Source organism: Rhizobium sullae, from assembly GCF_025200715.1.
Taxonomy (GTDB): domain Bacteria; phylum Pseudomonadota; class Alphaproteobacteria; order Rhizobiales; family Rhizobiaceae; genus Rhizobium; species Rhizobium sullae.
In genome coordinates this window covers 1,033,762-1,055,788 of sequence record NZ_CP104144.1, presented here as the reverse complement: position 1 = coordinate 1,055,788, position 22,027 = coordinate 1,033,762, and the positions used below count along the sequence as shown (strand labels likewise).

The following is a 22,027-nucleotide window of genomic DNA, read 5'->3' as shown; positions in this document are numbered from 1 at the left end:
GGACTCATTGGGATTTCATACCTTCGCAGATTTCGCAGGCGGGCAAGGACGGCTCTGCGATGCTGACTACCACGGCTATAAGGCGCGACGTTTCCGCATTTCGGGTCTTGGCTGGGGGCAATGATGTCGGACAATGACGATGACCGCCATTCAGAGCCGGATTTCGTAGAACGACGTCGCTGGCCGCGCGTGTCGCAAGATCCCCCCGGGGAGCATGATGTGAAAAAAACCGTCTTGGTTCCGCTGGTTTTTGAGACGGAGAGCCTTCCACCATACCAGCAGTTTCCGGCCTGGCAGGAGCACATGGCGGTATTGTCGGATACGCGTCTGCCAGACAATGTTCATCCCGACGATGGATTTGTCGCCCGGCAAGCTGTGTGGAATCTGGGCGGTATGCTGTTGCTGCAACAAACCATTCCGGCTTTCAGTTATGAACGCTCGCCAGACACGGTGCGTTTCAGTCCGATAGACCATTGGCAGATCACCTTTCTCCGTGCCGGTCGCACTTGGACCGGCAATGCTGGACGTGTTGTGCAAAATGAACCAGGCATGATTGAAGTTCGCTCACTCGGTCATCCGTTTAGCGGGCGAGCATTAGCAACGGATTCGGTGAGTTTGATCGTTCCGGTCGACCTGTTTGCTGATCGAGGTGGCCTGACAACGGCAAGCAATAACGTCGTTTTGGGTGGACACAGAGCCAAATTGCTAATCGATCATCTGTCGAGCGTTGAAACCAATCTCGATCGCTTCACGCATGACGACCTTCAGGGCGTTAAGGACCGCTTGCGGGAAATGGTTTTCGACACGATCACACCTTTGGTGGACCGTGATGGCGGCAACGATCAGATTTCGCAAATAGGATTGATGACGCGGGCGAGACGCTTCATTCTGAGCAATCTTGCCTCGCCCCACCTGACACCGGATGCTCTCGGCCGGGAACTGGCGATCTCGAGGACGCGGCTCTATGAACTTTTCGAAACGTCCGGTGGCGTTGCGAACTATATTCGCCGACGGCGCCTGTCCGCAGCTCATGCAATGTTGGCGGATCCTTCAGACACCCGAAAGATCGCCGAAGTTGGTTTAGCAATCGGTTTCGATTCAGCAGCGAACTTTAGTCGCGCTTTCACGCAGCAGTTCGGGTACAGCCCGAGCAACATACACAAGCGGACGTCCGGGGACCACACGCGCCCGGATTGGCAAACGGATAAAAAGCCAAAGGTCACATTCGAAAGCTTGCTGCGAACTCTCGGACTCTTTTGAGGCGCGCATTCCAGAGGCCTCAACACACCTTCCGCTTGAGCACCCGCAGGACGTGTCTCGCGTATCGTTGAACCATCCTGCCACAAATCCTGCCGGTTGTGCCGGCAGAGTTGCCGATGCCGTAAACTGGCAACGTAAGCCGATGTTTTTATTGCGTCAGATGGACCTCGGTTGTCGGCTGGACGGCTAACTGTTTTCCTCGACTCCCGGGGCGCTATCAGCTTTGATGTCTGGATCGATGCGCGCAAGAGCGGGCACCATCACCGGCACTCCAAGGCGCCATGAAAGCGAGCGCGATCCCACTCACCCCGGACATGACAACGCCGATGACGATCGCCGCAGGTTGGCGATCTACCGGCCCGACCTCTTTTTGCGGGCGGCGAAGGCCTTCTCCCTGAAGCGGCTTTCGAGCTTCTTGCATTGACGGCTAATGCCCTCGGACTTCTGGCGCGCCTTGTTCACCGACGGCTTCTCATAGGCTTGCCGCAATCGCATCGAGGACGTCCGTCGTTGGGAAGCGCCGCGTCAGCGCTTCCCTTGATGCTGCCTCAACCAGGCAACAATGTGCACTGAAGTCTGCTCTGGCAGGTTCAAGAGCATTAAGCTCGTTTCAGCAGCCTAATCGCCAGCAAGAGAACAATCGCGCCGATCATCGGGTGAATAATGGCGCCGATGTAACCGGCGCCAATGTTGACACCGACGCGAGGCAGTAGCCATCCGGCGATGAAAGCTCCGATGACACCGACAACAATGTTCCCCAGCAATCCGAAGCCGAAGCCCTTGACGATCAACCCGGCCAACCAACCGGCAACAGCGCCTATCAGCAGAAATATGATTAAGCTCTCAAGTCCCATTTGCGCTCCGGATCGTGGCGCTGGATTTACCGACATCGCATATGATGATGACCGGGAACAATGATGAATTCACCGCCCGTATGTTTAATGCGATTAACAGTATGATGCTCGATGCTGGCGGCAATTGCGCGCAAAGATTATGACGACCGACGTAAACGGCAGGCACAAGGTATCGCCAAGGCGAAAGAGCGAGGCCTCTATCGGGGACGCCCGGAAGATAAGAGCCGAAACCAGGCAATTGAGCAAATGCTGACGAATGGACAAAGCTGGAACAGTATCGTCAATGCGACTGGATGTTCACGATCTACATTGAGCCGCCTTGCGAAGCGCTTGGTCACTGATGAAACGTAACGTTTACCGTTTGTTCTTTGAGTTGGCCAAATATGCAGCTTCGAGCCGACAGGGCCCACCCAGCAACAGCTCGTCGACCTCGACCATCACCTGAATGCGCAGCCACGCAAAATGCCTCGGCTACAAAACACCGGCCGAAGTGTTCATCGCCCATTTGCGCGAATGTGGCTGATCCCCTACCCTGTAATCCGGCCTGTTGCACTTGGCGTCGATTCTCCAAAAAAAAGACAGACGACTGTTGCCGTCGTTCACTCGCTACGTTGCGCCGGGGTATGGCGCTGAGCCCGCGCCAATTCGACGAAGCGGCGCTTAACCTCGTCAAACAGTGCCGGTGGTAATGGCCCATAATAGCCTGTCTCGCTATCGACCGCTCGAATGTCCGGACCGGGCCAGACAAAGCGGTTGCTCTCGGTCAAAATGATCCACGACCGCTCGTCCTCGAGACCAAGACGCCTCTTGGTGGCCGGTGGCAACTCGATGGCCTCAGCGGCGTCGGAGGGCGGCGTGTGCGTGATCGGCAGTACGCGAACCACCCGCGTTCCGTCCTCGAGCATCGACACCAGCGCCAACACCAAGCAAGGGCGTTCCTTGTCGCCCTCTTCGCGGCCTTGAAGGTATTGCCTGTGCCAGAGATAGGAATAACGAAAGACCCAGCCGATCTTGGGATCAATCGGCAGCATTCTTACCCGTCAGCAGCTCGGCATTGAGATCATCGAGGTCGCCATCCATCTCGGCTGCCTCAACCGCTGCAAGATCGTCTTCGGTCAGAGCCGCGGAGGCCTCGACGCGACGATCACGGCGCGCCAGACGGAGATAGTCTTCATAGGCTAGCAGCACCGTGCGCGGCCGGCCGTTCTTAGTGATGATTACCGGTTCACGCACGGCCGCGTCCTGAAAAGCACCGAAATTCTTGGATACCGCTGCGGCCGTAACTGTCGATGTCATCTTGAAAACTCCTTTTTCCGGAATATACGGGATTTCCGTAATTTTTCAAGGATACGAATTGCCGAAATAGCAAGGTGCCCTTCAGTGGGGCATAGAAGATATATCTGCTATCAACGGCGCTTCACAAACGATCCGTAGTGAAAGGAAGCGTGACGTAGGTGCCCATGGACAAACCTGGACCGCCAGCCACGGACCCATCGCTGCAACATTTGCTGAAGTTCGTTCGCCCTTGCCGAATTGACGCCATTCACCAAAACAGCCGCTTTCTCTCCCCGGCCGCATGTCCGCTTCCAAGGGGAAAGCGGTGCCTTCCATCACGCCGGTGTCACTCCGGAAGACCGGCCTTGCGATAGCCATCAACGAAATGCTCAAGCATCGCACCGTCGCGGAACGGCTCCGTCGCGGCCCAGTGGCGGATTGTGAAATGCGGATTGCCGACGAGGAACAGTTCGGCCTCTGCGCGCGCCTCATCGAGCCGGCCGAGTTGCGCAAGGCTTGCTGCCAGGAATCGGCGTGAGCTCGTACGATAAGTCTCGTCCCTGCGCAGTGTCTCGACCGCGGCCTCGTAGTCGCGGGCCGCATATTGCGCCTGGCCGAGCGTCAGATAATACCAGCTTGCCGGAAACGGATTCAGCCGGAACGCCTTGCGAATGTGCTCAAGGCCCTCATTGACGCGCCCGGCCAGGATCGCGATGTCGGATAATGCCGCCCAGGCGTCGGCCTCGTTCGGGTCGAGCGCGATCGAGGTGGTGAATTCCGTATCCGCCTCGGTGAAGCGACGCTCATAGGCAAGCAGATACGCCAGGACCCAGCGGCAGCCGGCGTCGTTGGGATCGAGCGCTACGGCCGTGCGCGCCAGTTCCAAGGCAGCGCTACGGGTCGATTCGGTTGGTCCGCCGGCGTGTATCCATCCCATCCAGTGGTTCATGGCGAGCCAGCGATATGCCTCGGCGTAATCAGGATCGAGCGAAACCGCGCGCGTGAGCATCAGATGCGCTTCCCGCGCCGACTGCGGCGAGTCATCCATCAGCTTGCGCGCCCGCACGCAGAGATCGTAAGCCTCGAGATTTTTGGGCCGGTTGCGCGGCGGCGGTGCACGCAGCCGGCCGAGCAGCGCCTCCACGATCTTGGCCGTCACTTCGTCCTGAACGGCAAAGATATCGTCGAGGCTGCGATCGAAGCGTTCCGCCCATAGATGATCGCCACTCACCGTGTCGACCAACTGCGCGTTGATGCGTACGCGCCCAGCGGCGCGTCGGGCGCTTCCCTCCAGCAGGTAGCGCACGCCAAGGTCCTCGGCGATCCCGCGCACGTCCATCGCCTTACCTTTGTAGGCAAAGGCCGAGTTACGTGCGATGACGAACAGGCCGGATATCCTGGACAAGTCGGTGATCAGGTCTTCGGTCAACCCATCCGCGAAGGATTCCTGCTCGGGATCGTTGCTGATATTCACGAAGGGCAGCACGGCTACCGATGGTTTGCTGGGCAGCGGCAAAGGTTTTCGCTTCGCGCCACCGAGCTGTTCGACGGTGCCTAAGAAGCGGTAGCCGACGCGCGGAACCGTGGCGATCCATTCACCGCCCCCCTTTCCGGCATCGGCCGGATCAAGCAGCTTCCGGAGTTGCGCGATCTGGACAGTGAGGTTGCCTTCCTCGACCGCCCTGCCCGGCCACGCCGCATCCATCAACTCGGCCTTGCCCAGGATTTCGCCGGGTCGTCCGACGAGCGCTGCAAGCAGCCTCAGCCCGCGGTAGCCAATGGCGACGGGGATATCGTTCCGAAGGAGCGTTCCCGCACCGGAATCAAGCACGAACGGACCAAAGGCAAAGCGCGATCCCTGCATACGGCGCATCCATAGCCGGTTTGGAAATTTTTGAGAACTATTTGGGAGAGCTTAATTACGACGCTGTTCGGATCCTGCAGAATTCATCCTCTTTCAGGTCGGGGCCCGGCCCCCTTTACCCCCGTATGGAGGTTTGCCATGCACGATACCCCCACCCTTGCATCGGCCCGGTCTGCGACGGCGCAACCGGGAACGCCTGTGGGGATTCCATGGGCCGCGATGGCGGGCATCATCTCGACCGTCACGGTGTTCGCCGTGGCACAGGGGCTCACCTATCCGCTGCTCAGCTTTATCCTGGAGCGGCAGGGGACGACGTCCGGCCTGATCGGCTTGTCGTCGGCGATGACGCCGCTGGGTTTTATTGTATCCGCGTCCTTCATTCCGGCGCTGGCGCGGCGCGTAGGCGGGGCGCGGCTAGCGATCTTGTGTTCGGTCCTGGCCGCGCTCACCCTGATCGCGATTGCCTGGACGCAGGACGTCTGGACCTGGATGCCGCTGCGCTTCCTGCTCGGCTTCTTCGCCAATCCGCTTTACGTGATCAGCGAAACCTGGCTGATCTCGATCACGCCCGCGCCACGCCGGGGCCGCATCATGGGCCTCTATTCATCGATCGTTTCCGGTGGCTTCGCTATCGGCCCGCTGTCGCTCGGCCTGGTCGGCACACAGGGTTGGCCGCCCTTCACGGTCGGCATCGTGGCCTTCCTTGTCTGCGGCCTGATCGTGCTTGCGGTCGTGCCGCGCCTGCCGAAGACGCCGCATGAAGGCACGGCAACATCGGTCGGCGGCTTCCTTACACTGGCGCCGCTTCTATCGTTCGCGGTTTTCACTGCTGCCGCCTTCGAGCAGATCCTGCTTTCCTTGTTCGCGGTCTATGGCGCCGCGCTCGGCAGCGCCGAGGAGCGGATCGCTTCGCTCATCACGTGTTTCATAGCAGGCAATGCCGTACTGCAGATTTTGCTTGGGCGCGTGGCCGAACGGTTTGGCTCGACGCAGTCCATGTTATTCTGTGCCCTTGCTTCGCTGGCCGGCTGCCTGCTGCTGCCGCCGCTCTTCACCTCGTGGCTCATCTGGCCGCTCGTTTTCGTCTTAGGCGGGGTCTCGTTCGGGATCTACACCATGTCGCTGATTCAACTCGGCGAGCGTTTCACCGGTCAAGTCTTGATCGCTGGCAACGCGGCCTTCGCGTTCGCATGGGGCGTCGGCGGCATCGTGGGCTCGCCCGCGACAGGATTGGCGATGCAACTGATCGGACATCAAGGGCTGCCCTCGTCCCTGGGCCTGCTGTGCTGTGTACTCGCGGCGCTTCTGATGGCGCGGAGACGGCGGGTCTGATCGAGCCACTTGCCTCGTGGCGCGTCGATGGGATGCCGGGCTTCCACCACTAGCGAGGGATGATCGGGAACGCCGTTGCTCGCGGCACTCCAACGCGCCCGCTGCTCCAGCCCGGTGCGATCGAAAGCCTTCAACAATTACCTGGGCCGCCATTGATCGATGCTATAGTCGGCTGAGCAACTCCGACTTCTTGGTCTCGAATTCCTGATCCGTGAGAATGCCTTTCGCATGAAGTGCTGCGAGGCGTTCGATCTTGTCGAAGACGTCCTCATCGGGCCGAAGCGCCTCCGGTGCTGGACGCGCCGCTTGTTGTGGCTCGGCGGCTCCCGGCGCAGGCGATTCGAATATCGCCGGCGCAGCCGAGGGAGCGGATGTTCCGCTAGCCGGCGTGTCCGCCGGTTCCGTGCCGTCCTGGCGGACCACATCCAGTTCCGAAATTCTCACCAGCCCATGCTGAGAGGTAAAGCTCAGCGACTGGTCGCCACTTTGCTGTTGCGAAAAACCGCCAATGCGATGGTCCTTCGTGTCATAGACCGTAACCTGGCCGCCGACATCGATCGCCAGCCGCCGGATTGTCGGGAAAAAGGCGTAGCGCAGGTCATTCTGCGCCCCGGTCGAGGCAGGATGCCCGAATTCCTCGGGCCACCAGTTCCCGGCCGACAGCGCCCCGGGCACGAACAGGCTGACGCCGCCGCCCTGACCTTGATATTGGGACTGGTGCGACGTCTGTGAGTCTCGCAAATCCATGCCGCGCACCAAGGCTGCAAGCTCGGAACATATCCCGGCCACGTTTGCCTTCAGCGCATTGTTGAACATGTCGCCGACCATGATCATGCCGCCCTGCGACCATTGCCCCATCCCACCCAGATCGGGATGGTTGAACTGGGCCTGGGTCGCCTGCCCGGCGATAATCGCCATCAAAAGGTGCTCGACCGCGCCAGGGCTGACCCCGTACCGCGCTGCAATCCCTTCCAGGGTCCGTCGGCCCTCTTCACTGAGTTGTCTCATCGTGATCGCCCTTGCCTGATGAAGATTGCCGCCACGCCGTGCCGTGCCGGCGCATCCCCGTTGCAAGTGATCTAGCACGCGCCGCTCCGGGTTGACAGGGGCCCCGCACCGGCCCGCGTGCTGAGCGTGAGAACCTGGATAATGCGACGTGAGGCTGCCCTCGTCTCTTGGCCGCCTGTGCTGTGTACTGGCGGTGCTTCCATGCGGCGCCAATCAGTATTCATGCGCACGTGTGATCGTTAGGTCAGCCGTAGATCCACACCTGGATGCAACTTCTTGAGGTTGGGCAACGATTTCATCTGCCACGGAACCTGGGACGAACCGCGTATGATCAAATGAATGTCCGGCTGTTTGCGCGCTTCGATCGTCAATTTGGCGAGCAGGTTTATGCCGGAGGAGTTCAAGAATTGAAGGCCGGTTACGTCGAAAATGGTCTTACCGTCCCCATCTTTGAGCGCATTCATGGCCAAAGCATGAATGGGCGCGTACGCATCGGGACCTGCCAGTCGCATAGTTCCGTCAAAGTAAACAGTACCGCCCTCGGACCAGACGCGGAACGCTTCTTCTCTAATTTCCATAGCTCATTTCTCGCGGTTTCATGACGGTGAAATTGGCATTACGGCATATGTTTCGAGTTTTGCCCGGTTGCGGGGACTGTCCTCCTCGAAGAGCCAAGCCAGATCTGTCTGGTAGTCGCTCATCAAAGTCAGCAATCCCAATCCGGAACCGCTACCGATCGTTGCGGCGCTTGCCTCGATCTGCTGGATGAGAAGATCGCTCGGATCGCCTTGCGTTATGTTCGACAGCACCTGCTGGAACTTGGCTGCCGTTTCGCTGTCGATAAAATTTGATACCCTCATTTTAAAGTTGTCGCCTTCCGCTACGGCCTCGATCGCGATTTCGCCAGAAGCGCGAAACTTGATGGCGTTCTCGATCAGCTCGTTCGTCAGATAGCCGATGTCATGTCGAACCTGATTGTAACGGCGCTTCGAAGGACGAAATCTGAGCGCAATCATCTCGGCGATGAAATCCGATGTCATGCTGGAGTGCTTCCAGGCAAGATCAAGCGGGCCGTCGAGTAGCCGCAATTGAACGGCGCGCGTTGTGTCAAAGGAAGCGAGATGCTCTTGTCCATAAAGAACCTTTGTCATGCGATCACCTATGCCGTATCACAACGAGCGTGATATCATCATATATCTTTTGCGTTCCGATATAAGCCATGAGGCTCTCGAGGATGCCATTCATCACCTGCTCTGCTGTCCGACCGTGCAGGCGGCGTGCATTTTCGCAAAGCCGCTCGATCCCGAAGAGCTCGCCATGGGGATTTTCTGCCTCCGTGACGCCATCGGTATGAAGGACAATCAAATCGCCTTTCTGAAAAGGTATTTCGCGGGTATCAATGAAGCACGATATGTCAGCTTCAAGTCCCACCGGCAGGCCGAGATCGCCGGTGTCGATCCGTTCGACTTCGCCGGTATGGCGAACGACAATTAAATCTTCATGCTGGCCCGAAATGATCAAGCGCTCGCCATCATAGTCCAGAAATGACAGCGAGAGGTGTTTGTCGGTTCTTGTCCGCTCAATGTTCTTGTAGATCGAGCGGTTCAGATAAGTGAGGAATCTTGAAGGGTCCGTTTCGCCAGCTTCCTGTAGCGCGCGGGCGACGGACTGCACCATAAGCATCAGCACGCCGCTTTCGAGGCCGTGGCCCGTGACGTCCCCGATGCCGATCTTCAGGTGATCTCCGTTTTGCAGGATGTCGTAGTAGTCCCCACCAACTTCGTCGGCGGGCCGCATATAGGCGGCAATCTCCAGTTGCTCGATTGCAGCAAGCTCTTTCTCGCGTGGCAGCACCATAAGCTGAATCTGCCGAGCCACATCCAATTCGGCACCAAGGCGCACGTTTTCGCTCTTCAATTGGCCGTTCAGGATTGAGATTTCTTCCTTGGCAGCTTCAATTTCCTTCGTGCGTTCGGCCACCAGGTTCTCAAGATTTTCGGTATGGAAGCTGATCTCCTCGGCCATGCGGTTGAACGCGAGACCAGCCTCGCCGACTTCGTCCTTGGTGGCTATATCGACCCTTACGGAATAATCCTTTGCCTGGATGCGCTTGGCGGCACCCGCCAGCGCGCTGATCCCGCTGGTAATTCGCTTAGATGCCGCAATGACCGCAGCAGTAACGACGAGCATCGAAACAAAAACCGCGAGGATCTGATAAATCAGGATGCGGTTGGTTGCCCGGGATATTTGATCTCTGGCGGCAATGAGGGAAGCGTAGATCTCGCGCTCGGGGACAACGATGCCGAGCGACATGACCTCGCGTTGAACCGGACCGCTTATCCAAAGATTGGTCGCGTTTAGCTGTTTTGTAACGACAAGATAAGGAACGTCTTCGCCGTTCTCGTTTAGCGAAATGTGCTTTATGATGCCATCTGCATCAAGCGGGAGTGAGGCGACCGCCTTTTGCGAACTGTTGCGTAAAGAGCGGTCAAGACCCGTCACGCCTTTGTTCGTCGCGTCGCTCGCCGAGCGTAGACCGATGATCTTTTCCCCGGCAGGGTTGATTGCAACGACATTGCCGTCCGACATGGTCAGAAAACCGAAGCCGCTTTCGGCGACCTTCACGCGCTCGACAATTTCGGCGAGCTGATCAAGGGTGATATCTGCTCCGGCAGTTCCCGCCACGCTGCGCCGATCGGCAGTCCAAAGCGGATGGAAGAAGCTGACGATCAGTTTGCCCGTGATTGCGTCCGTATAAGGAGCGGTCTGCGTGATATTGTCAGGGACCGGCCGGGAAGTGATGTCCATTGCCCATTTTTGCCAAGACTCGTAGAGGCCCGGGAAGAAGAAATCCCAGAAGTCTGCACTATTGTGGCCGGGATAGAGCCGATCGAATGTTTGCGCTTGATCTGTATACGGTGCCGTCCTGAAGATCGGACGCTCCTTCGGCCCAATATAGTACATCTGCAGCTTCGACGCGCCATTCTGCAAAAGGTCCGGGGCCACAAGATCAAGGACGGCACTCGTCTCGATATCGGTCTGCACCTGCGGCAGCGGATGGTGTTCCTTGTCGAGGAGATAGCCCCACACGCTGACAACGGACGGCGACCCTGGACGGTTCTGGGCCCACTGGCCTTTGCTGTCGAACGTTACGGTCACCGCAGCTGGAGCCGCCCTTGCCATGGCGGCTCCAATCTCGCTGTTTCTCGTCGGCTGATCGATCTGGCCTTGAAGCACGCCGGCCAGCGCCTTGACGTCGGAATGGACCTGGTGGAGAAGCAAGCCAACCTGTGCCGCCGTCGAGTCCGTGTAAGAGCGGATATAGTCCTGGCTCGCCTTTTCAAGGCCTTGCCCTACTTCTGCTGTCGCGTCGCGAGAAAGACGCTGCACGTTCCAGAGCGCGAGGCCGCCGCTGACAAGCAGGTCGAAAAGGACTGCCCCGCCCACAACAATCATGAATTTCGCCCGAAATGAGCGCAAGCCGAGGTTTGGCTTCCTGATTCGGCCGACTATCATAACGGCTTCTGCCCGGACGCTGCCCAGATGGGCCAACCGGCGTAGCCCCTTGGATGAAGCGCCGCAAAGATATGGTCAGCAAACCCTTGTTTGAAGCGTTCGATGAACTCCGGTGAATCGCCCCTGCGGACAGACATTTCGCCTGCGTAGACGTCCTGCCATGCTGCAATGATGTCTGCGAAATCCTGGGGATTTCCGTCCAGATTGGTGACCATGAAGCTTTCCATTCTCACGGCCTCGAAGCCTGCGTCCAACAAAAGGCGCAGGCCCTTTGGTCCCATTTCGACATCCATTTCGAAGTGACTGAAGAGCTTGGCGACCTCCGTATAGGTCCATTGGATGCTGTCAGCTCGCGGCTCCCCGAGGCAATGAGAGTTTTTCTCGTTGGTGATGTAAACCCGGCCACCTGGCCTGCAAATCCGATAGAGTTCCCTGAGCAGCAGTTCAGGTCGATCGAAGATCTGCAGCGAGTGCCGGCAGGTCACGAAATCGAACTGGTCGCTTTCGAACAGCATCTGCGATGCATCGCCATAGGTATATTCAATGTCGCGGACACCGAACTTTTCCGCAACATCGCGGGCATAGTCGAGGCTTACAACCGAATGGTCTAGCGCCACGATCCTCGCTGGATCAAATTCCTTCCTGACAAGCATCGCGAAATCGCCGATGCCGCAACAAATGTCGGCAATCACCATGCCGCTGTGAAGTCCATGGCGTGGCAAGATTTCTCGCTCGTGTCGCCAGGTCATCTTGGTCTGCGTCCTAAGGATGGGAATGAAGCTTTGGTCTTCAACGAACGTCTGGCCGGGATAGAAAGCAGAATCGTAGATCTCGACGGCGATGTTCGGTGAAAGATCGCTCAAATGCCGGAACATCCGTGCCGCCCAGGCGACTACGCTTGATATGACAACCACAAACTTGAGCTCAGGCCTTGAACGCGAAGCATCGACCAGAACCCGCGTCAGGGCTCGAAATGCCGTGCTGTTCATGTGTGTAACGCGCTTCAGATTGACGTATAAAACACCGTTTACGATCTCAATCCCATTTCGCAGCAGCAAGAGCTCGTCGGCAATTTCAGCCGTGGAATGGGGGCGAAGCACGCCAGCGAAGGAAAACTCCTGATCGTTGACATCGAATTGGGCTGTGAAGACAGGAGAAGGACTTTGCGCGGTCAATTCTGTAGCCTTTCGAGCGGCAGGTCGACGACAAATGTGAGTGTGCCGGTGTCCACATCGCGGATTTGAATTTCAGCATCGTAGTTCACAACCAGTCCCAGCAGGATTGCCTGAGCGTCAGATGCGGCATCGCTCGTGATAACGTTGAGATAGCTCGCAAGCGCTCGGTCGGCTTTTAGCCCCAGGAGGCTTTTTTTGTAGAATTGCCGCTGTTCTGGCGGGCAAGGAAAGGTCAGTTCAACGCGCTCGATCTGCTGCCGGCGGTAAAAACTGCATACGAATTCACCATCATTCGCCTCCGAGCGAAACGACATCTCCAGGAGCTCGTTAAGAGCTGAGGAAAGCAGATTAGAGTGGCGCACAGGGTCGCGGCGATCGTGGCTGACCATTCGAGCAACGTAGTTAGACAGCTGATCGCAATGCAACCATTCGGCGGTAAAGGTCGCCATGTCCATCTTCAGACTGAGCAGCTGGTCAAATGGAACGCTCGTTACAGCTTCTTGACTTTTCAAACGGCACCTCCTCGGCGAATTGCCGCTTAATACTCAGGATTTGGCCTGATCATCGGCGGTTTCCGATGTCAGCAGGCTCCTATGAATAAATTCATCAATCAGTTCTGCCCTGAGAGGGGGGCTTAGGAAATATCCCTGCAGCCGGTCACATCCCTCCGCCTGTAACCAGGAAGCCTGTTCGGCCGTCTCAACGCCTTCGGCAGTCACCCGCATGCCAAGCCCATGCGCCATTGCTATGACAAAGCGGACTATGGTCTGACTTTTCTGATCATCGGGGAGATCGTTGATAAAGTACTTGTCGACCTTGATGTTATCGAATGGAAAATTCTTGAGATAACTCAAAGAGGAGTACTCGGTTCCAAAATCATCAAGGGAAATCTGGATGCCAAGCACGTTGAGGGTGTTCAGCGCGTCAAGATTGTTGATCGTGCGTTCCAGTAGCACGGTTTCGGTGATTTCGAGCTCCAAGCGTTCTGCGGGCAATCCGACCGTATCGAGCGTATGGGACACCCGGTCGGTCAAGCCTGGCGTTAGAAATTCGGCCGGCGACAGATTGACCGCAACGGTATAGTGGGCGGGCCAAGTCAGAGCCTGCCGACAGGCTTCTTCAAGCACCCATTGGCCGATTTCGCTCATAAGACCATCTGCTTCGGCCATAGGGATAAAGGCGACCGGCGATATTGCTCCGAGGATTGGATGGCGCCAGCGCAGAAGTGCTTCGAAGCCGGTTATCGCCAGCGACCGGTCGACTAGCGGCTGATATTCGATAAAGAACTCGCCGTGTTGCAGCGCTACTCGCAGGCTTCGTCTCAATAACTCCCGCTGTTCCAGCACTTGCAGCATGCTTGGATCAAAGGTCCGCGCGCGCCGGCGTCCGTCCTTCTTGGCGGCATAAAGGGCAACGTCGGCAGCCTTCATCAACTGCTCGCTCTCATTGCCGTCACGAGGCGCAATCGCTACGCCGATACTGGCACCGACAAACACCGTAATGCCGTCTACTGTGAACGGCTTCTTAAATTCGCTGACCAGCGAATCCGCTAATCTTTCGGCTTCAGCCGGTTGCTCTCGAGCGATCTGTATGACGGCGAATTCGTCACCTGCGAGACGGAAGGCGGTCTCGTCTTCGCCTACCGTTTTTCGAATTCTCTCTGCGGCAAGCTTGAGGACGATATCCCCGGCTCCGTGGCCCAGCGTATCATTGACGGGCTTGAAATCATCCAGATCGATCTGCATCAGTGCAAGGCCGGTTTTTCCGCGAACTGGAAGAGCTTTGCCCAATTTGTCGCTGAATTGCCGGCGATTGGGCAGTCCGGTCAAAACGTCATGGGTTGCTTGGTGAAGGAGCAATGCCCGTTCCTGCTCCTCCGCCTTTGCTGCCTCATCAACATCAGCGCCGGCGAGTTCGACGACCGCAAGGCCGGCCTTGGCGTGGAACAAGAGCAGATTGCGCCGCTCGGACTCAGGGGCGCCGAGATGAATGGTTCGCGGCTTGCCGGTGTCAACGACGAGCTGAACGACGGCAGCCAACTCGGGATTTGCCAAGGCGGGATAAACGTCCCGCAATGTAACGGCTGCCTCGTCAGCAAAGTCCAGGCGTTCCTTGAGCGTTTCAGACCAATCGATAAGTCGGAGATCGGGATCCCACAGCGAAAATAGCTCCTCGGCGCGGCTGCCGAATCCGAACGCTTGCGTGATCGGCTGAGGCCAATTCGCACGATTTTTCGGCATGGAGTCACCCTCCTCAACCCGCCGCGCCTAACGTGATCTCGGCACATCCTTGCCAAGCCCCAATGCCCGTTCGAAATCAGAGCTTAGAGCAAGCCTCGTTGCAGTCAACGCAGAACTCTACCAAAACGCGCTATCTTTCATGCGTGTAGTGGCCGGATTTTCGACCCTACATTAAAGACTTCTTATTTAAGGAATCGCAAACAAACCGCGGGTCGGACCTGCAGGCGGTGGGCGAAGCTACGCGTCCGGAGCTCAGTGTCCCGGAAAGCCATCAAGCTGGTCGGCGCGCCATGGCCACGTCGTCCCGTAAAGGGCGTAGAGTGCTCTGATCGACAGTCTTTGCATCACCATCACCTATGGCTGTCGCAAGAACGCCGATACTAACTTTCTGTTAACCATATCGGCCGTTTATTCATCATTAACGGCCGCTCGGTCGTTGATTCGAACATCCATCGCACGAAGTGCCGATGGGTATCTGAAAAGACGATTTGCGGCGGCACCAAAGATGCGCTTGCTGGGGTTGATATCGGTGGTCGCGGCAGCTTTGCTGGGCGGCTGCACGTCGACGAGCGGGAGCGTCAGGCAGCCCTCCGCACCCGAAGCCGTGGCTAGCGAGAAGGCGCTCGTTCTTCCGCCCCCTGGTGGCCCGTCCATCGTGAGCGTCGTCGAAACCAGGCGCGGCAACGGCGTGGAGCAGACGCTTTCGCTCTTTACGTCTTCCTCCGTCCCGGGGGAAAACTTCCTGAAGGTGCAGTTCCTGGGGGCAAGCGGCTCCAATCCGCGCACCGGGAACGCTACCTACAAGATGATCAGCGAAAGCGGCATCTCTCGGGAGGCATTCGCCGCCGCGCCAGGCGTCGCGATGGTCAGGAACAACACCTTCCTGCAGAACAGCTATGGACCGTTTGCCTACGCCTCGGGTCGCAGCCGTGGCGGCGATACATGCCTTTATGGCTGGCAGCAGATCCGGTCGAGCCAGGCGGCACACACGCAGGCGCGCAATTTCGGGATGATCCAGGTGCGGCTTTCGCCTCTGCGATGCGCGTGCCAGCGAGCGCCAGCTTCTGAGTGTCATGTATGGCTATACGATCACCGGTACGCTTGATGGCGATATATGGAACCCGTACGGCGAAATAAAGGGAGCCGATGAGGTTCTCGGTCGTACCGGCAGCCCTATCTACCCGCACGACGGCGGTTACCGCGCGGGCGCCATTGAGACCGGTTACGAACCGGCGCCGGCTGCCGTCCGCCGCCAGACCCGACAGGCGAAGGCGGTCGCGCCCACGTCTACCCCAGCGCCGGACACGCGAAGATGCCGCTTATGGGCAGAGTCTCGCCTATCTTCGTGTTGGCCTATCCAACAATGCCGCGGTTGCCGCAACCCGCGCGCCTCAAAGCCGTGAGCGCGCCGCGGAACTCCAGATCTCGATCCTCGCCGACCGCGCACTCGCCGCCTATGGCGCCAAGCGTTATCGCGAAACGCTGATCTATCTCGATCAGCGAGCACAGATCAAACGGGAAACAGTCGACCTCATGGTATTGCGGGGCTACTGCTATCTGAATCTCAAAATGTATGGCGATGCCGAACGGATATTCACCGCGGCGGCTGCCACCGGCAGCAAGGGCGCCAACAGGGGGCTTGCCGACCTCAGGCAAGCAACGCGCCCAGAGACGTCAGGCTGATCTCCGCTCTCAGATGCGGCGCCGCTATGGCCCTAGAGGAAACTCGTTCTCAGAGTCCGTTCAAGAAAGCGGATATCGAGCGAGCCTTCTTGTCATTAGCTTGATCATAGCGGTCTGAATGAAGGCGAGGCTTGTGCCAGAGAAGCGCTCGAAATCCTTTGCCATTCGGCGGTTTATGCCGAGCCACGCCAACGTCCGCTCGACGATCCATCGCTTCGGGAGCACCTGAAAGCCGGCCTGATTGCGTTTGACGATTTCCATCGATCGCGGACTGGCCTCTTCGACTGTCGGGCCCTGATACCCGCCATCGCCGCAAATTTTCTCGATGAATGGAAAGCGGTTGACGAGCCTGTCGAAAACAAGTGCTGCTCCATCACGATCCTGAATACCTGCCGAATGAACCTCCGCTTTCAGAAGCATGCCCAGGGTATCAACCAGAATGTGCCGCTTGCGGCCCTTGATCTTCTTGCCTGCGTCGTATCCGATATCGAGACGGGCATCTGGGCCGGTCTTCACCGATTGGCTATCGATGATGGCAAATGACGGCTGTTCTTCGCGCCCCTCAAGCCGCCGCGTCCGGCAGTAGAGCGCGTCATGGATACGACGCCACGTCCCGTCCCGGCAGAACCGCTTGAAATAATGATAGACCGTGCTCTTCGGTGGAAAATCATGCGGCAGCAATGCCCATTGGCAGCCTGACTGCAGCAGATAGAAAATCGCGTCCATCACCGCCCGAAGCGACGTCTTGCGTCGGCGGCCCAGTCGAGGCTGCCTTGGCATAAAGGGTTCGATCAGGCCCCACTCACGGTCAGTCAGATCGCTTGCGTAGCGCATGCGGCTTCTGTCATGATGACGCCGGGTGAAGGGTGTCCAGGCCATTCGATCTCTCCGTATTTGTCGCAAAATACAAAGAATCTGATTGCCGCCCTTCACTCAACCCCACGACCGCCAGCCATTCTTGAACAGACACTCAGGCAGCGTTTGCCAATTCGACGCGGTTGCGGCCGGCGGTCTTGGCGCGATAGAGAGCCTTGTCGGCGGCCTCGATCGTCGCACGAATATTGGTGTTGTCGGAATCGACAGCCGAGACGCCGATGCTGACGGTAACCTTGATTGCGGTGCCGCCGACAATCAGGTCTTCCGACTCAATTGCATGGCGGATCTTCTCCGCCACCGTTGATGCGTCGCGCCCTTCGGTATTCGGAAGCAGAATGACGATTTCTTCGCCCCCGTAGCGGGCTGCGATATCGGTCTTGCGAACGGTCTGGCGAATGAGGTCGGCAACCTTGGAGAGCACGCTGTCGCCTACACTGTGGCCCCAAGTATCGTTGATCTTCTTGAAGTGGTCGACATCGAGCATGATGATCGAGAAGGGCCGCCCGCGATTGCTCGCCTCTTTGGCGCAGCGGTCGGCCGCCCGCTGAAAGACGCGGCGATTCGGCAGCTTCGTCAACGGGTCGACGCTCGCCTCATTTTCGAGCGCACGTACCATACGGACCCGCTGCTTTTCGCGCTCAAGCAGATCGGCAAGAAGGAGCACGCCGAGAATATTGGCAAGCATGACGGGAGCCGCAGCGCTTAGAAGGAGCTCGCTGGCAATATCCGGAGGCAGAAAGACAAGAACGATGAAGGAAGAGATAGTTGTAAGGCCGAGTAGCAGCGATCTCACCCAGCCCGTGCCGACGCGGTGACGGGGTATGAACGTGCTGGCGTAACCGCAGAGCGCCACAAGGACGACGCTCACCGCACCGCCCGTCGCGCCGACGCCGCCGAGAAGGAAACGGTGCGCGCCCATCATTGCTGCCGCAATGACCGTGCCGATCGGTCCTGCGTAGATGGGGGACAGGATCAGGAGGATGGACCGGGCGTCATAGATAAGCCCCGGTCTCATCACGATCGGATCATTCATGGACAGAATGCCGCCGAGGCCGAACAAAAGGCCTGCCGCGACGCCCCTCGTTAATCTCTGCCCGACAGTGCGAATGACCCAAGCATAAGCATAGACGACTAAGACAGCCAAAGCCAAGACGCGTATGTAAGCGGCAACGATTTCGCTGATTTCCATGCTTCTCTGTCAAATGTCCGATGACACCGATACGTGATTCCAAATGATCATCGATAGATGGCAGCCGTCTCGCACAAGACAAGGGCGCAGAGCTGTCGAATTTGCCGCGGAGACGCCTCTAGGTTTGCGTTGGCCCATCGGCGATGGGCGAGGCCCGGACCTGATCGTGACATGAGAGAATCGAGATCAAATTATCGGGCTGAAGCGGTCAGCCAGCCTTTGCAAGGAGATCCAAAATCTCTGGAACAGGAGCGGCCGGCTCAAACGTTTGTCGCAAGACGACACGGACTCGCCCGCAAGGCTTGGTTGAACGACGAACTCAGGCGAAGTGGAGTGATCCTGGAATTCGAGATCAATCGTCGTTGCTGACCGACACCGAGGCTTCGAAGCAGGCGATCTCGGTGCCGGCTTGCAGATAGGCGCCGGGCTCGGCGGTAATCCGGATCTTGCCGGCCCGCTGTGCCGTGACCTGGGTCTCCATCTTCATCGCTTCCATCACAGCGATAAGGTCGCCCGCCGACACCTCTGCACCATCCTCGACTTTGAAGGCTTGCAGCGTGCCGGAGATCGGCGTGGTCACGCTCGACGCGTCTTCTGCCCTGGCCGCCTTAACGGGACCACTGATGCGCTGGCCTGCAAGCCCGCCGAGACCAGCCAGCAGTGCAGCCGGAATGCCGATTTCATAGCGCTTGCCATCGATTTCCGCATGGGTGCGGATCAGTGTCGGATCGGCAACCTGCTCGGGCCGGGCTTCTGCTTCAAGACGCCCGGCGAAATCGGTTTCGATCCAGCGTGTATGCACCTTGAAGCCCCTCTCGCCCGTGAAGTCCTCTGCCTCGATTGCGGCACGATGGAAGGGAAGAACCGTTGCGATGCCGTCTATCTTGAATTCCCTGAGCGCGCGCCGGGCGCGTTTCAGCGCTTCTTCGCGCGTGGCGCCGGTCACGATTAGCTTCGCTATTAGGGAGTCGAAGGTGCCGGCCACCGTCGAGCCGGGGGCCACGCCACTGTCAAGTCGGATACCCGGGCCGGAGGGTGCGTCGAAGACGGTGATTGTACCTGGCGTCGGCAGGAACCCGCGGCCGGGATCCTCGGCGTTGATACGGAATTCGATCGAATGGCCGCGCGGGACAGGCGTTTCGGTGACCCGCAGAGGCAGGCCGTCGGCGATACGGAACTGTTCGATGACGAGGTCGATGCCGGTTGTCTCCTCGGTTACCGGGTGCTCGACCTGCAGGCGGGTGTTCACTTCGAGGAAGGAGATCGTGCCGTCGACGCCGAGCAGGAATTCGACAGTGCCCGCGCCCGAATAGCCGGCGGCGGCGCAGATCTTCTTCGCGGCATCATGGATCGACTGGCGTTGTACGTCGCTGAGGAAGGGGGCGGGCGCCTCCTCCACGAGCTTCTGATTGCGTCGCTGCAGCGAGCAATCACGGGTGCCAAGGACCAGCACATTACCGTGCTTGTCGGCGAGCACCTGCGCCTCGATATGGCGCGGACGGTCGAGAAAACGCTCGAGGAAACACTCGCCGCGTCCAAAGGCGGCCTTTGCCTCGCGGACTGCCGACTGAAAAAGCTCTGCAACCTCCTCTATCTTCCACGCGACTTTTAGGCCTCGGCCGCCGCCGCCATGGGCGGCCTTGATGGCAACGGGCAACCCATGCGCTTCGGCAAAGGCGATGACTTCGGCCGCCGTCTTTACCGGGCCATCGCTTCCCGCAACCAGCGGCGCGCCGACGCTGGTTGCGATCCGCCGCGCCTCGACCTTGTCGCCCAACGCCTCAATGACATGCGGATCGGGGCCGATCCAGGTGAGGCCTGCATCAATCACGGCGCGGGCGAATTCAGCCCGCTCGGATAAAAAGCCATAGCCTGGATGCACCGAGTCCGCACCGGAGCGCTTGGCAATGTCGATCAGTTTGTCGATGTCGAGGTAGGTCTCGGCCGGACGTGCGCCCGAGAGCCCATAGGCTTCGTCGGCCAGCTTGACGAAGAGTTCGTCCATGTCCGGATCGGCATAGACGGCGACTGATTGCAGGCCGTGATCGCGACAAGCCCGGATGATGCGCACTGCGATCTCGCCGCGATTGGCGATCAGGACCTTCTTCATGGATGTTTCCTCACTGTTTTTGTCGGCCGGCGTCCGCGATCTCGGGCCTTGGCAGGCTGAATATCGGCGAAAGCCGTCACGGGCCGGAAGTGTATCTGGGCGTTGACCGGGATCTGCGCGGCGAGATCGAGATGGTATTCGGCGACCGTGCCGATGACCGGATAGCCGCCGGTCAGCGGATGGTCGGCAAGAAAAAGGACCGGCTGGCCGTTGTGTGGTACCTGGATTGCACCTGTCGCCGTGCCTTCGCTTGGCAGTTCACTATTGTCCCTACGTTTCAGCGACACATTGCCGACGAGGCGAATGCCCACCCGGTTCGACTGCGGCGTTACCTGCCAAAGCTGGTCGGATAAAGTGGCGATTCCTTTGTCGGTGAACCAGTCACTGCGCGGGCCTAGGATCACGTCGAGCGTGACGACCTCGCCGCAGGCGGGATGATCGAAGGCCGGCGATTCATGGAGCGAAACGCTGGTTAGAGCCAGACCGTCATTGTTAACGGTTAGAACGCTACCTGCTGTGACGGGGTCGGGGCCGACAACAGCCAGCGTATCGGTCGAAGCACTGCCGAGTACGGGCTTTACTGCAAAAGCGCCGCGCATCGCGAGGTAGCTGCGCATGCCCCTGGGTGGATGGCCGAGTGTTACAATATCGCCGGCTTCAAGCGAGATTGGCTGATAAGTCCCAGCGCTGATCGTGCGGCCAGCTGCGTCGCGGATGCCGATGGGACAGGCCGCGCCGGTGAGCGCCATGACGGCGCGGCCGGAGATCTCGAAGGAAAAACCGCCAAGCGTGATTTCGAGGCAGGGCATGCCGGCCGGATTGCCGACCACGCGATTGGCAGCCCTCAGCGCGCTTTTGTCAAGCGCGCCAGAGGATGAAACCCCCTGACCGGTCTGGCCGAAGCGGCCAAGATCCTGGAACAGCGCCGGCATGGGGGCAGCGAGAACCTTGAGCGTAGGGGCGCCGGACGCGACTTCTGGCGGTTGAGTGACCGGCGTCTTAGTCGTGATCCTGGACGTTGGGGCGGTCTTCTTTTTGAGATCGAAAAACCGTACACGGTAACCGGGCTGGAGAATCGCCGGTGGATCGCGCGACAGATCCCACATCTTTTCAGGTGTCGTTCCGATGATCTGCCAGCCTCCTGGGCTTGCCTGCGGATAGACACCGCTGAAGGCGCCGGCCAAGGCAACCGAGCCGGCTGGGATCCTCGTACGCGGGGTCTGGCGGCGCGGCACCTGCAGCGTGGGGTCGCCGCCGACGAGATAACCGAAGCCGGGCGCGAAACCGCAGAAGGCGACGGTGAATTCGCTCTCGGTATGGCGGCGAACGACATCCTCGACCGACAGGCCGGTGAGGTCGGCGACGTCGCGAAGATCCTCGCCGTCATAGCGGACGGGGATCTCGATGAGCTTGCCGGAGGGTGCGATGCGTATCGACAGATCGCGTGTCGCGATCTCGCCGGCCAGCTCTTCCCGCGTCAGCTTTTCCGGTCGGAAGTGGATCATAAGCGTACGGGCGGCAGGCACCATGTCCTCGACACCTTGCACCGGATCAGCTCTGAGCGAAGCAAATAGCGCCAGCGTCTCATCGAGATCCGTGAGTTCGACAAGCATGGTCGTCAGGCTGACGGGCAGAAAACGCATGG

The 22,027-nt window shown here is 58.9% G+C and carries 17 protein-coding genes and 3 pseudogenes; 5 read left to right on the top strand and 15 right to left on the bottom strand.

What is annotated here, in order from left to right; all coding sequences use genetic code 11:
• The first annotated feature begins 120 nt into the window (after positions 1-120).
• Positions 121-1,260, top strand: coding sequence for a helix-turn-helix domain-containing protein (locus N2599_RS25715; protein WP_086996032.1), 1,140 nt, complete (start codon positions 121-123; stop codon positions 1,258-1,260).
• Between the two features lie 599 nt (positions 1,261-1,859).
• On the opposite strand, the gene N2599_RS25710 is transcribed toward N2599_RS25715, so the two are convergent.
• Positions 1,860-2,114 (bottom strand): GlsB/YeaQ/YmgE family stress response membrane protein, encoded by a 255-nt coding sequence (locus N2599_RS25710; RefSeq protein ID WP_027512129.1) that lies wholly within the window; start codon positions 2,112-2,114, stop codon positions 1,860-1,862.
• Positions 2,115-2,119: 5 nt separating this feature from the next.
• On the opposite strand from N2599_RS25710, the pseudogene N2599_RS25705 reads away from it, so the two are divergent.
• Positions 2,120-2,465 (top strand): annotated as a pseudogene (locus tag N2599_RS25705) (recombinase family protein); the annotation flags it as partial.
• 248 nt (positions 2,466-2,713) lie between these two features.
• Here N2599_RS25705 and N2599_RS25700 read toward each other — a convergent pair.
• The 3 genes from N2599_RS25700 to N2599_RS25690 all read right to left on the bottom strand — a co-directional run bounded on the left by N2599_RS25700 (position 2,714) and on the right by N2599_RS25690 (position 5,253).
• On the bottom strand, positions 2,714-3,145 hold the full coding sequence (locus tag N2599_RS25700) for an mRNA interferase PemK (RefSeq protein WP_027512128.1): 432 nt from the start codon (positions 3,143-3,145) through the stop codon (positions 2,714-2,716).
• Entirely contained in the window at positions 3,132-3,410 is a 279-nt protein-coding gene (locus N2599_RS25695; RefSeq protein WP_027512127.1) for a type II toxin-antitoxin system Phd/YefM family antitoxin, read from the bottom strand. Before N2599_RS25695 ends, N2599_RS25700 begins: the two co-directional genes overlap by 14 nt.
• Positions 3,411-3,735: 325 nt before the next feature.
• Entirely contained in the window at positions 3,736-5,253 is a 1,518-nt protein-coding gene (locus N2599_RS25690) for a winged helix-turn-helix domain-containing tetratricopeptide repeat protein (protein ID WP_027512126.1), read from the bottom strand.
• Between the two features lie 219 nt (positions 5,254-5,472).
• Here N2599_RS25690 and N2599_RS25685 point away from each other — a divergent pair, with 219 nt between their 5' ends.
• Positions 5,473-6,585, top strand: coding sequence for an MFS transporter (locus N2599_RS25685; RefSeq protein ID WP_051336723.1), 1,113 nt, complete (start codon positions 5,473-5,475; stop codon positions 6,583-6,585).
• Positions 6,586-6,747: 162 nt separating this feature from the next.
• Here N2599_RS25685 and N2599_RS25680 read toward each other — a convergent pair whose 3' ends face one another.
• The 7 genes from N2599_RS25680 to N2599_RS25650 form a co-directional block, all read right to left on the bottom strand.
• Positions 6,748-7,593, bottom strand: a complete 846-nt coding sequence (locus N2599_RS25680) for an SHOCT domain-containing protein (RefSeq protein WP_027512124.1) — start codon at positions 7,591-7,593, stop codon at positions 6,748-6,750.
• A 239-nt stretch (positions 7,594-7,832) separates the two neighbouring features.
• Entirely contained in the window at positions 7,833-8,171 is a 339-nt protein-coding gene (locus tag N2599_RS25675) for a slr1659 superfamily regulator (protein ID WP_027512123.1), read from the bottom strand.
• Between the two features lie 18 nt (positions 8,172-8,189).
• On the bottom strand, positions 8,190-8,744 hold the full coding sequence (locus N2599_RS25670; RefSeq protein ID WP_027512122.1) for a slr1658 superfamily regulator: 555 nt from the start codon (positions 8,742-8,744) through the stop codon (positions 8,190-8,192).
• 4 nt (positions 8,745-8,748) lie between these two features.
• Entirely contained in the window at positions 8,749-11,049 is a 2,301-nt protein-coding gene (locus N2599_RS25665) for a SpoIIE family protein phosphatase (protein ID WP_245209283.1), read from the bottom strand.
• 56 nt (positions 11,050-11,105) lie between these two features.
• Positions 11,106-12,284, bottom strand: coding sequence for a class I SAM-dependent methyltransferase (locus N2599_RS25660; RefSeq protein WP_027512120.1), 1,179 nt, complete (start codon positions 12,282-12,284; stop codon positions 11,106-11,108).
• A complete protein-coding gene (locus N2599_RS25655) occupies positions 12,281-12,739 on the bottom strand; it encodes a hypothetical protein (protein ID WP_051336733.1) in 459 nt (152 codons plus the stop codon). The genes N2599_RS25660 and N2599_RS25655 overlap by 4 nt, the downstream gene beginning before the upstream one ends.
• Before the next feature lie 90 nt (positions 12,740-12,829).
• Positions 12,830-14,524, bottom strand: a complete 1,695-nt coding sequence (locus tag N2599_RS25650; protein WP_037143005.1) for a putative bifunctional diguanylate cyclase/phosphodiesterase — start codon at positions 14,522-14,524, stop codon at positions 12,830-12,832.
• 505 nt (positions 14,525-15,029) lie between these two features.
• Between N2599_RS25650 and bcsN the strand changes: the two are divergent.
• Both bcsN and N2599_RS25640 read left to right on the top strand, forming a co-directional pair.
• A pseudogene (gene bcsN, locus N2599_RS25645) lies at positions 15,030-15,825 on the top strand (cellulose biosynthesis protein BcsN); the annotation flags it as partial.
• Positions 15,815-16,207 (top strand): annotated as a pseudogene (locus tag N2599_RS25640) (cellulose synthase); the annotation flags it as partial. The pseudogenes bcsN and N2599_RS25640, both read left to right, overlap by 11 nt.
• Before the next feature lie 60 nt (positions 16,208-16,267).
• Here the strand turns inward: N2599_RS25640 and N2599_RS25635 are convergent.
• The 4 genes from N2599_RS25635 to N2599_RS25620 form a co-directional block, all read right to left on the bottom strand.
• Positions 16,268-17,086 (bottom strand): IS5 family transposase, encoded by an 819-nt coding sequence (locus N2599_RS25635; protein ID WP_087003020.1) that lies wholly within the window; start codon positions 17,084-17,086, stop codon positions 16,268-16,270.
• A 91-nt stretch (positions 17,087-17,177) separates the two neighbouring features.
• Positions 17,178-18,272 (bottom strand): diguanylate cyclase, encoded by a 1,095-nt coding sequence (locus tag N2599_RS25630; RefSeq protein ID WP_027511574.1) that lies wholly within the window; start codon positions 18,270-18,272, stop codon positions 17,178-17,180.
• A 352-nt stretch (positions 18,273-18,624) separates the two neighbouring features.
• Entirely contained in the window at positions 18,625-20,382 is a 1,758-nt protein-coding gene (locus N2599_RS25625; RefSeq protein WP_027511575.1) for an acetyl/propionyl/methylcrotonyl-CoA carboxylase subunit alpha, read from the bottom strand.
• Positions 20,379-22,025: a 5-oxoprolinase subunit B/C family protein gene (locus tag N2599_RS25620; RefSeq protein WP_051336692.1), complete on the bottom strand. Its 1,647-nt coding sequence runs from the start codon at positions 22,023-22,025 to the stop codon at positions 20,379-20,381. The genes N2599_RS25625 and N2599_RS25620 overlap by 4 nt, the downstream gene beginning before the upstream one ends.
• Between the last annotated feature and the right edge of the window lie 2 nt (positions 22,026-22,027).

What these genes read in the sequence shown, in the direction of transcription:
- N2599_RS25715 (WP_086996032.1), top strand. Translation starts at nt 121, where the DNA reads ATGATGTCGGACAATGACGATGACCGCCATTCAGAGCCGGATTTCGTA.
- N2599_RS25710 (WP_027512129.1), bottom strand. Translation starts at nt 2,114, where the DNA reads ATGGGACTTGAGAGCTTAATCATATTTCTGCTGATAGGCGCTGTTGCC.
- N2599_RS25700 (WP_027512128.1), bottom strand. Translation starts at nt 3,145, where the DNA reads ATGCTGCCGATTGATCCCAAGATCGGCTGGGTCTTTCGTTATTCCTAT.
- N2599_RS25695 (WP_027512127.1), bottom strand. Translation starts at nt 3,410, where the DNA reads ATGACATCGACAGTTACGGCCGCAGCGGTATCCAAGAATTTCGGTGCT.
- N2599_RS25690 (WP_027512126.1), bottom strand. Translation starts at nt 5,253, where the DNA reads ATGCAGGGATCGCGCTTTGCCTTTGGTCCGTTCGTGCTTGATTCCGGT.
- N2599_RS25685 (WP_051336723.1), top strand. Translation starts at nt 5,473, where the DNA reads ATGGCGGGCATCATCTCGACCGTCACGGTGTTCGCCGTGGCACAGGGG.
- N2599_RS25680 (WP_027512124.1), bottom strand. Translation starts at nt 7,593, where the DNA reads ATGAGACAACTCAGTGAAGAGGGCCGACGGACCCTGGAAGGGATTGCA.
- N2599_RS25675 (WP_027512123.1), bottom strand. Translation starts at nt 8,171, where the DNA reads ATGGAAATTAGAGAAGAAGCGTTCCGCGTCTGGTCCGAGGGCGGTACT.
- N2599_RS25670 (WP_027512122.1), bottom strand. Translation starts at nt 8,744, where the DNA reads ATGACAAAGGTTCTTTATGGACAAGAGCATCTCGCTTCCTTTGACACA.
- N2599_RS25665 (WP_245209283.1), bottom strand. Translation starts at nt 11,049, where the DNA reads ATGATTGTTGTGGGCGGGGCAGTCCTTTTCGACCTGCTTGTCAGCGGC.
- N2599_RS25655 (WP_051336733.1), bottom strand. Translation starts at nt 12,739, where the DNA reads ATGGACATGGCGACCTTTACCGCCGAATGGTTGCATTGCGATCAGCTG.
- N2599_RS25650 (WP_037143005.1), bottom strand. Translation starts at nt 14,524, where the DNA reads ATGCCGAAAAATCGTGCGAATTGGCCTCAGCCGATCACGCAAGCGTTC.
- N2599_RS25635 (WP_087003020.1), bottom strand. Translation starts at nt 17,086, where the DNA reads ATGGCCTGGACACCCTTCACCCGGCGTCATCATGACAGAAGCCGCATG.
- N2599_RS25630 (WP_027511574.1), bottom strand. Translation starts at nt 18,272, where the DNA reads ATGGAAATCAGCGAAATCGTTGCCGCTTACATACGCGTCTTGGCTTTG.
- N2599_RS25625 (WP_027511575.1), bottom strand. Translation starts at nt 20,382, where the DNA reads ATGAAGAAGGTCCTGATCGCCAATCGCGGCGAGATCGCAGTGCGCATC.
- N2599_RS25620 (WP_051336692.1), bottom strand. Translation starts at nt 22,025, where the DNA reads ATGCGTTTTCTGCCCGTCAGCCTGACGACCATGCTTGTCGAACTCACG.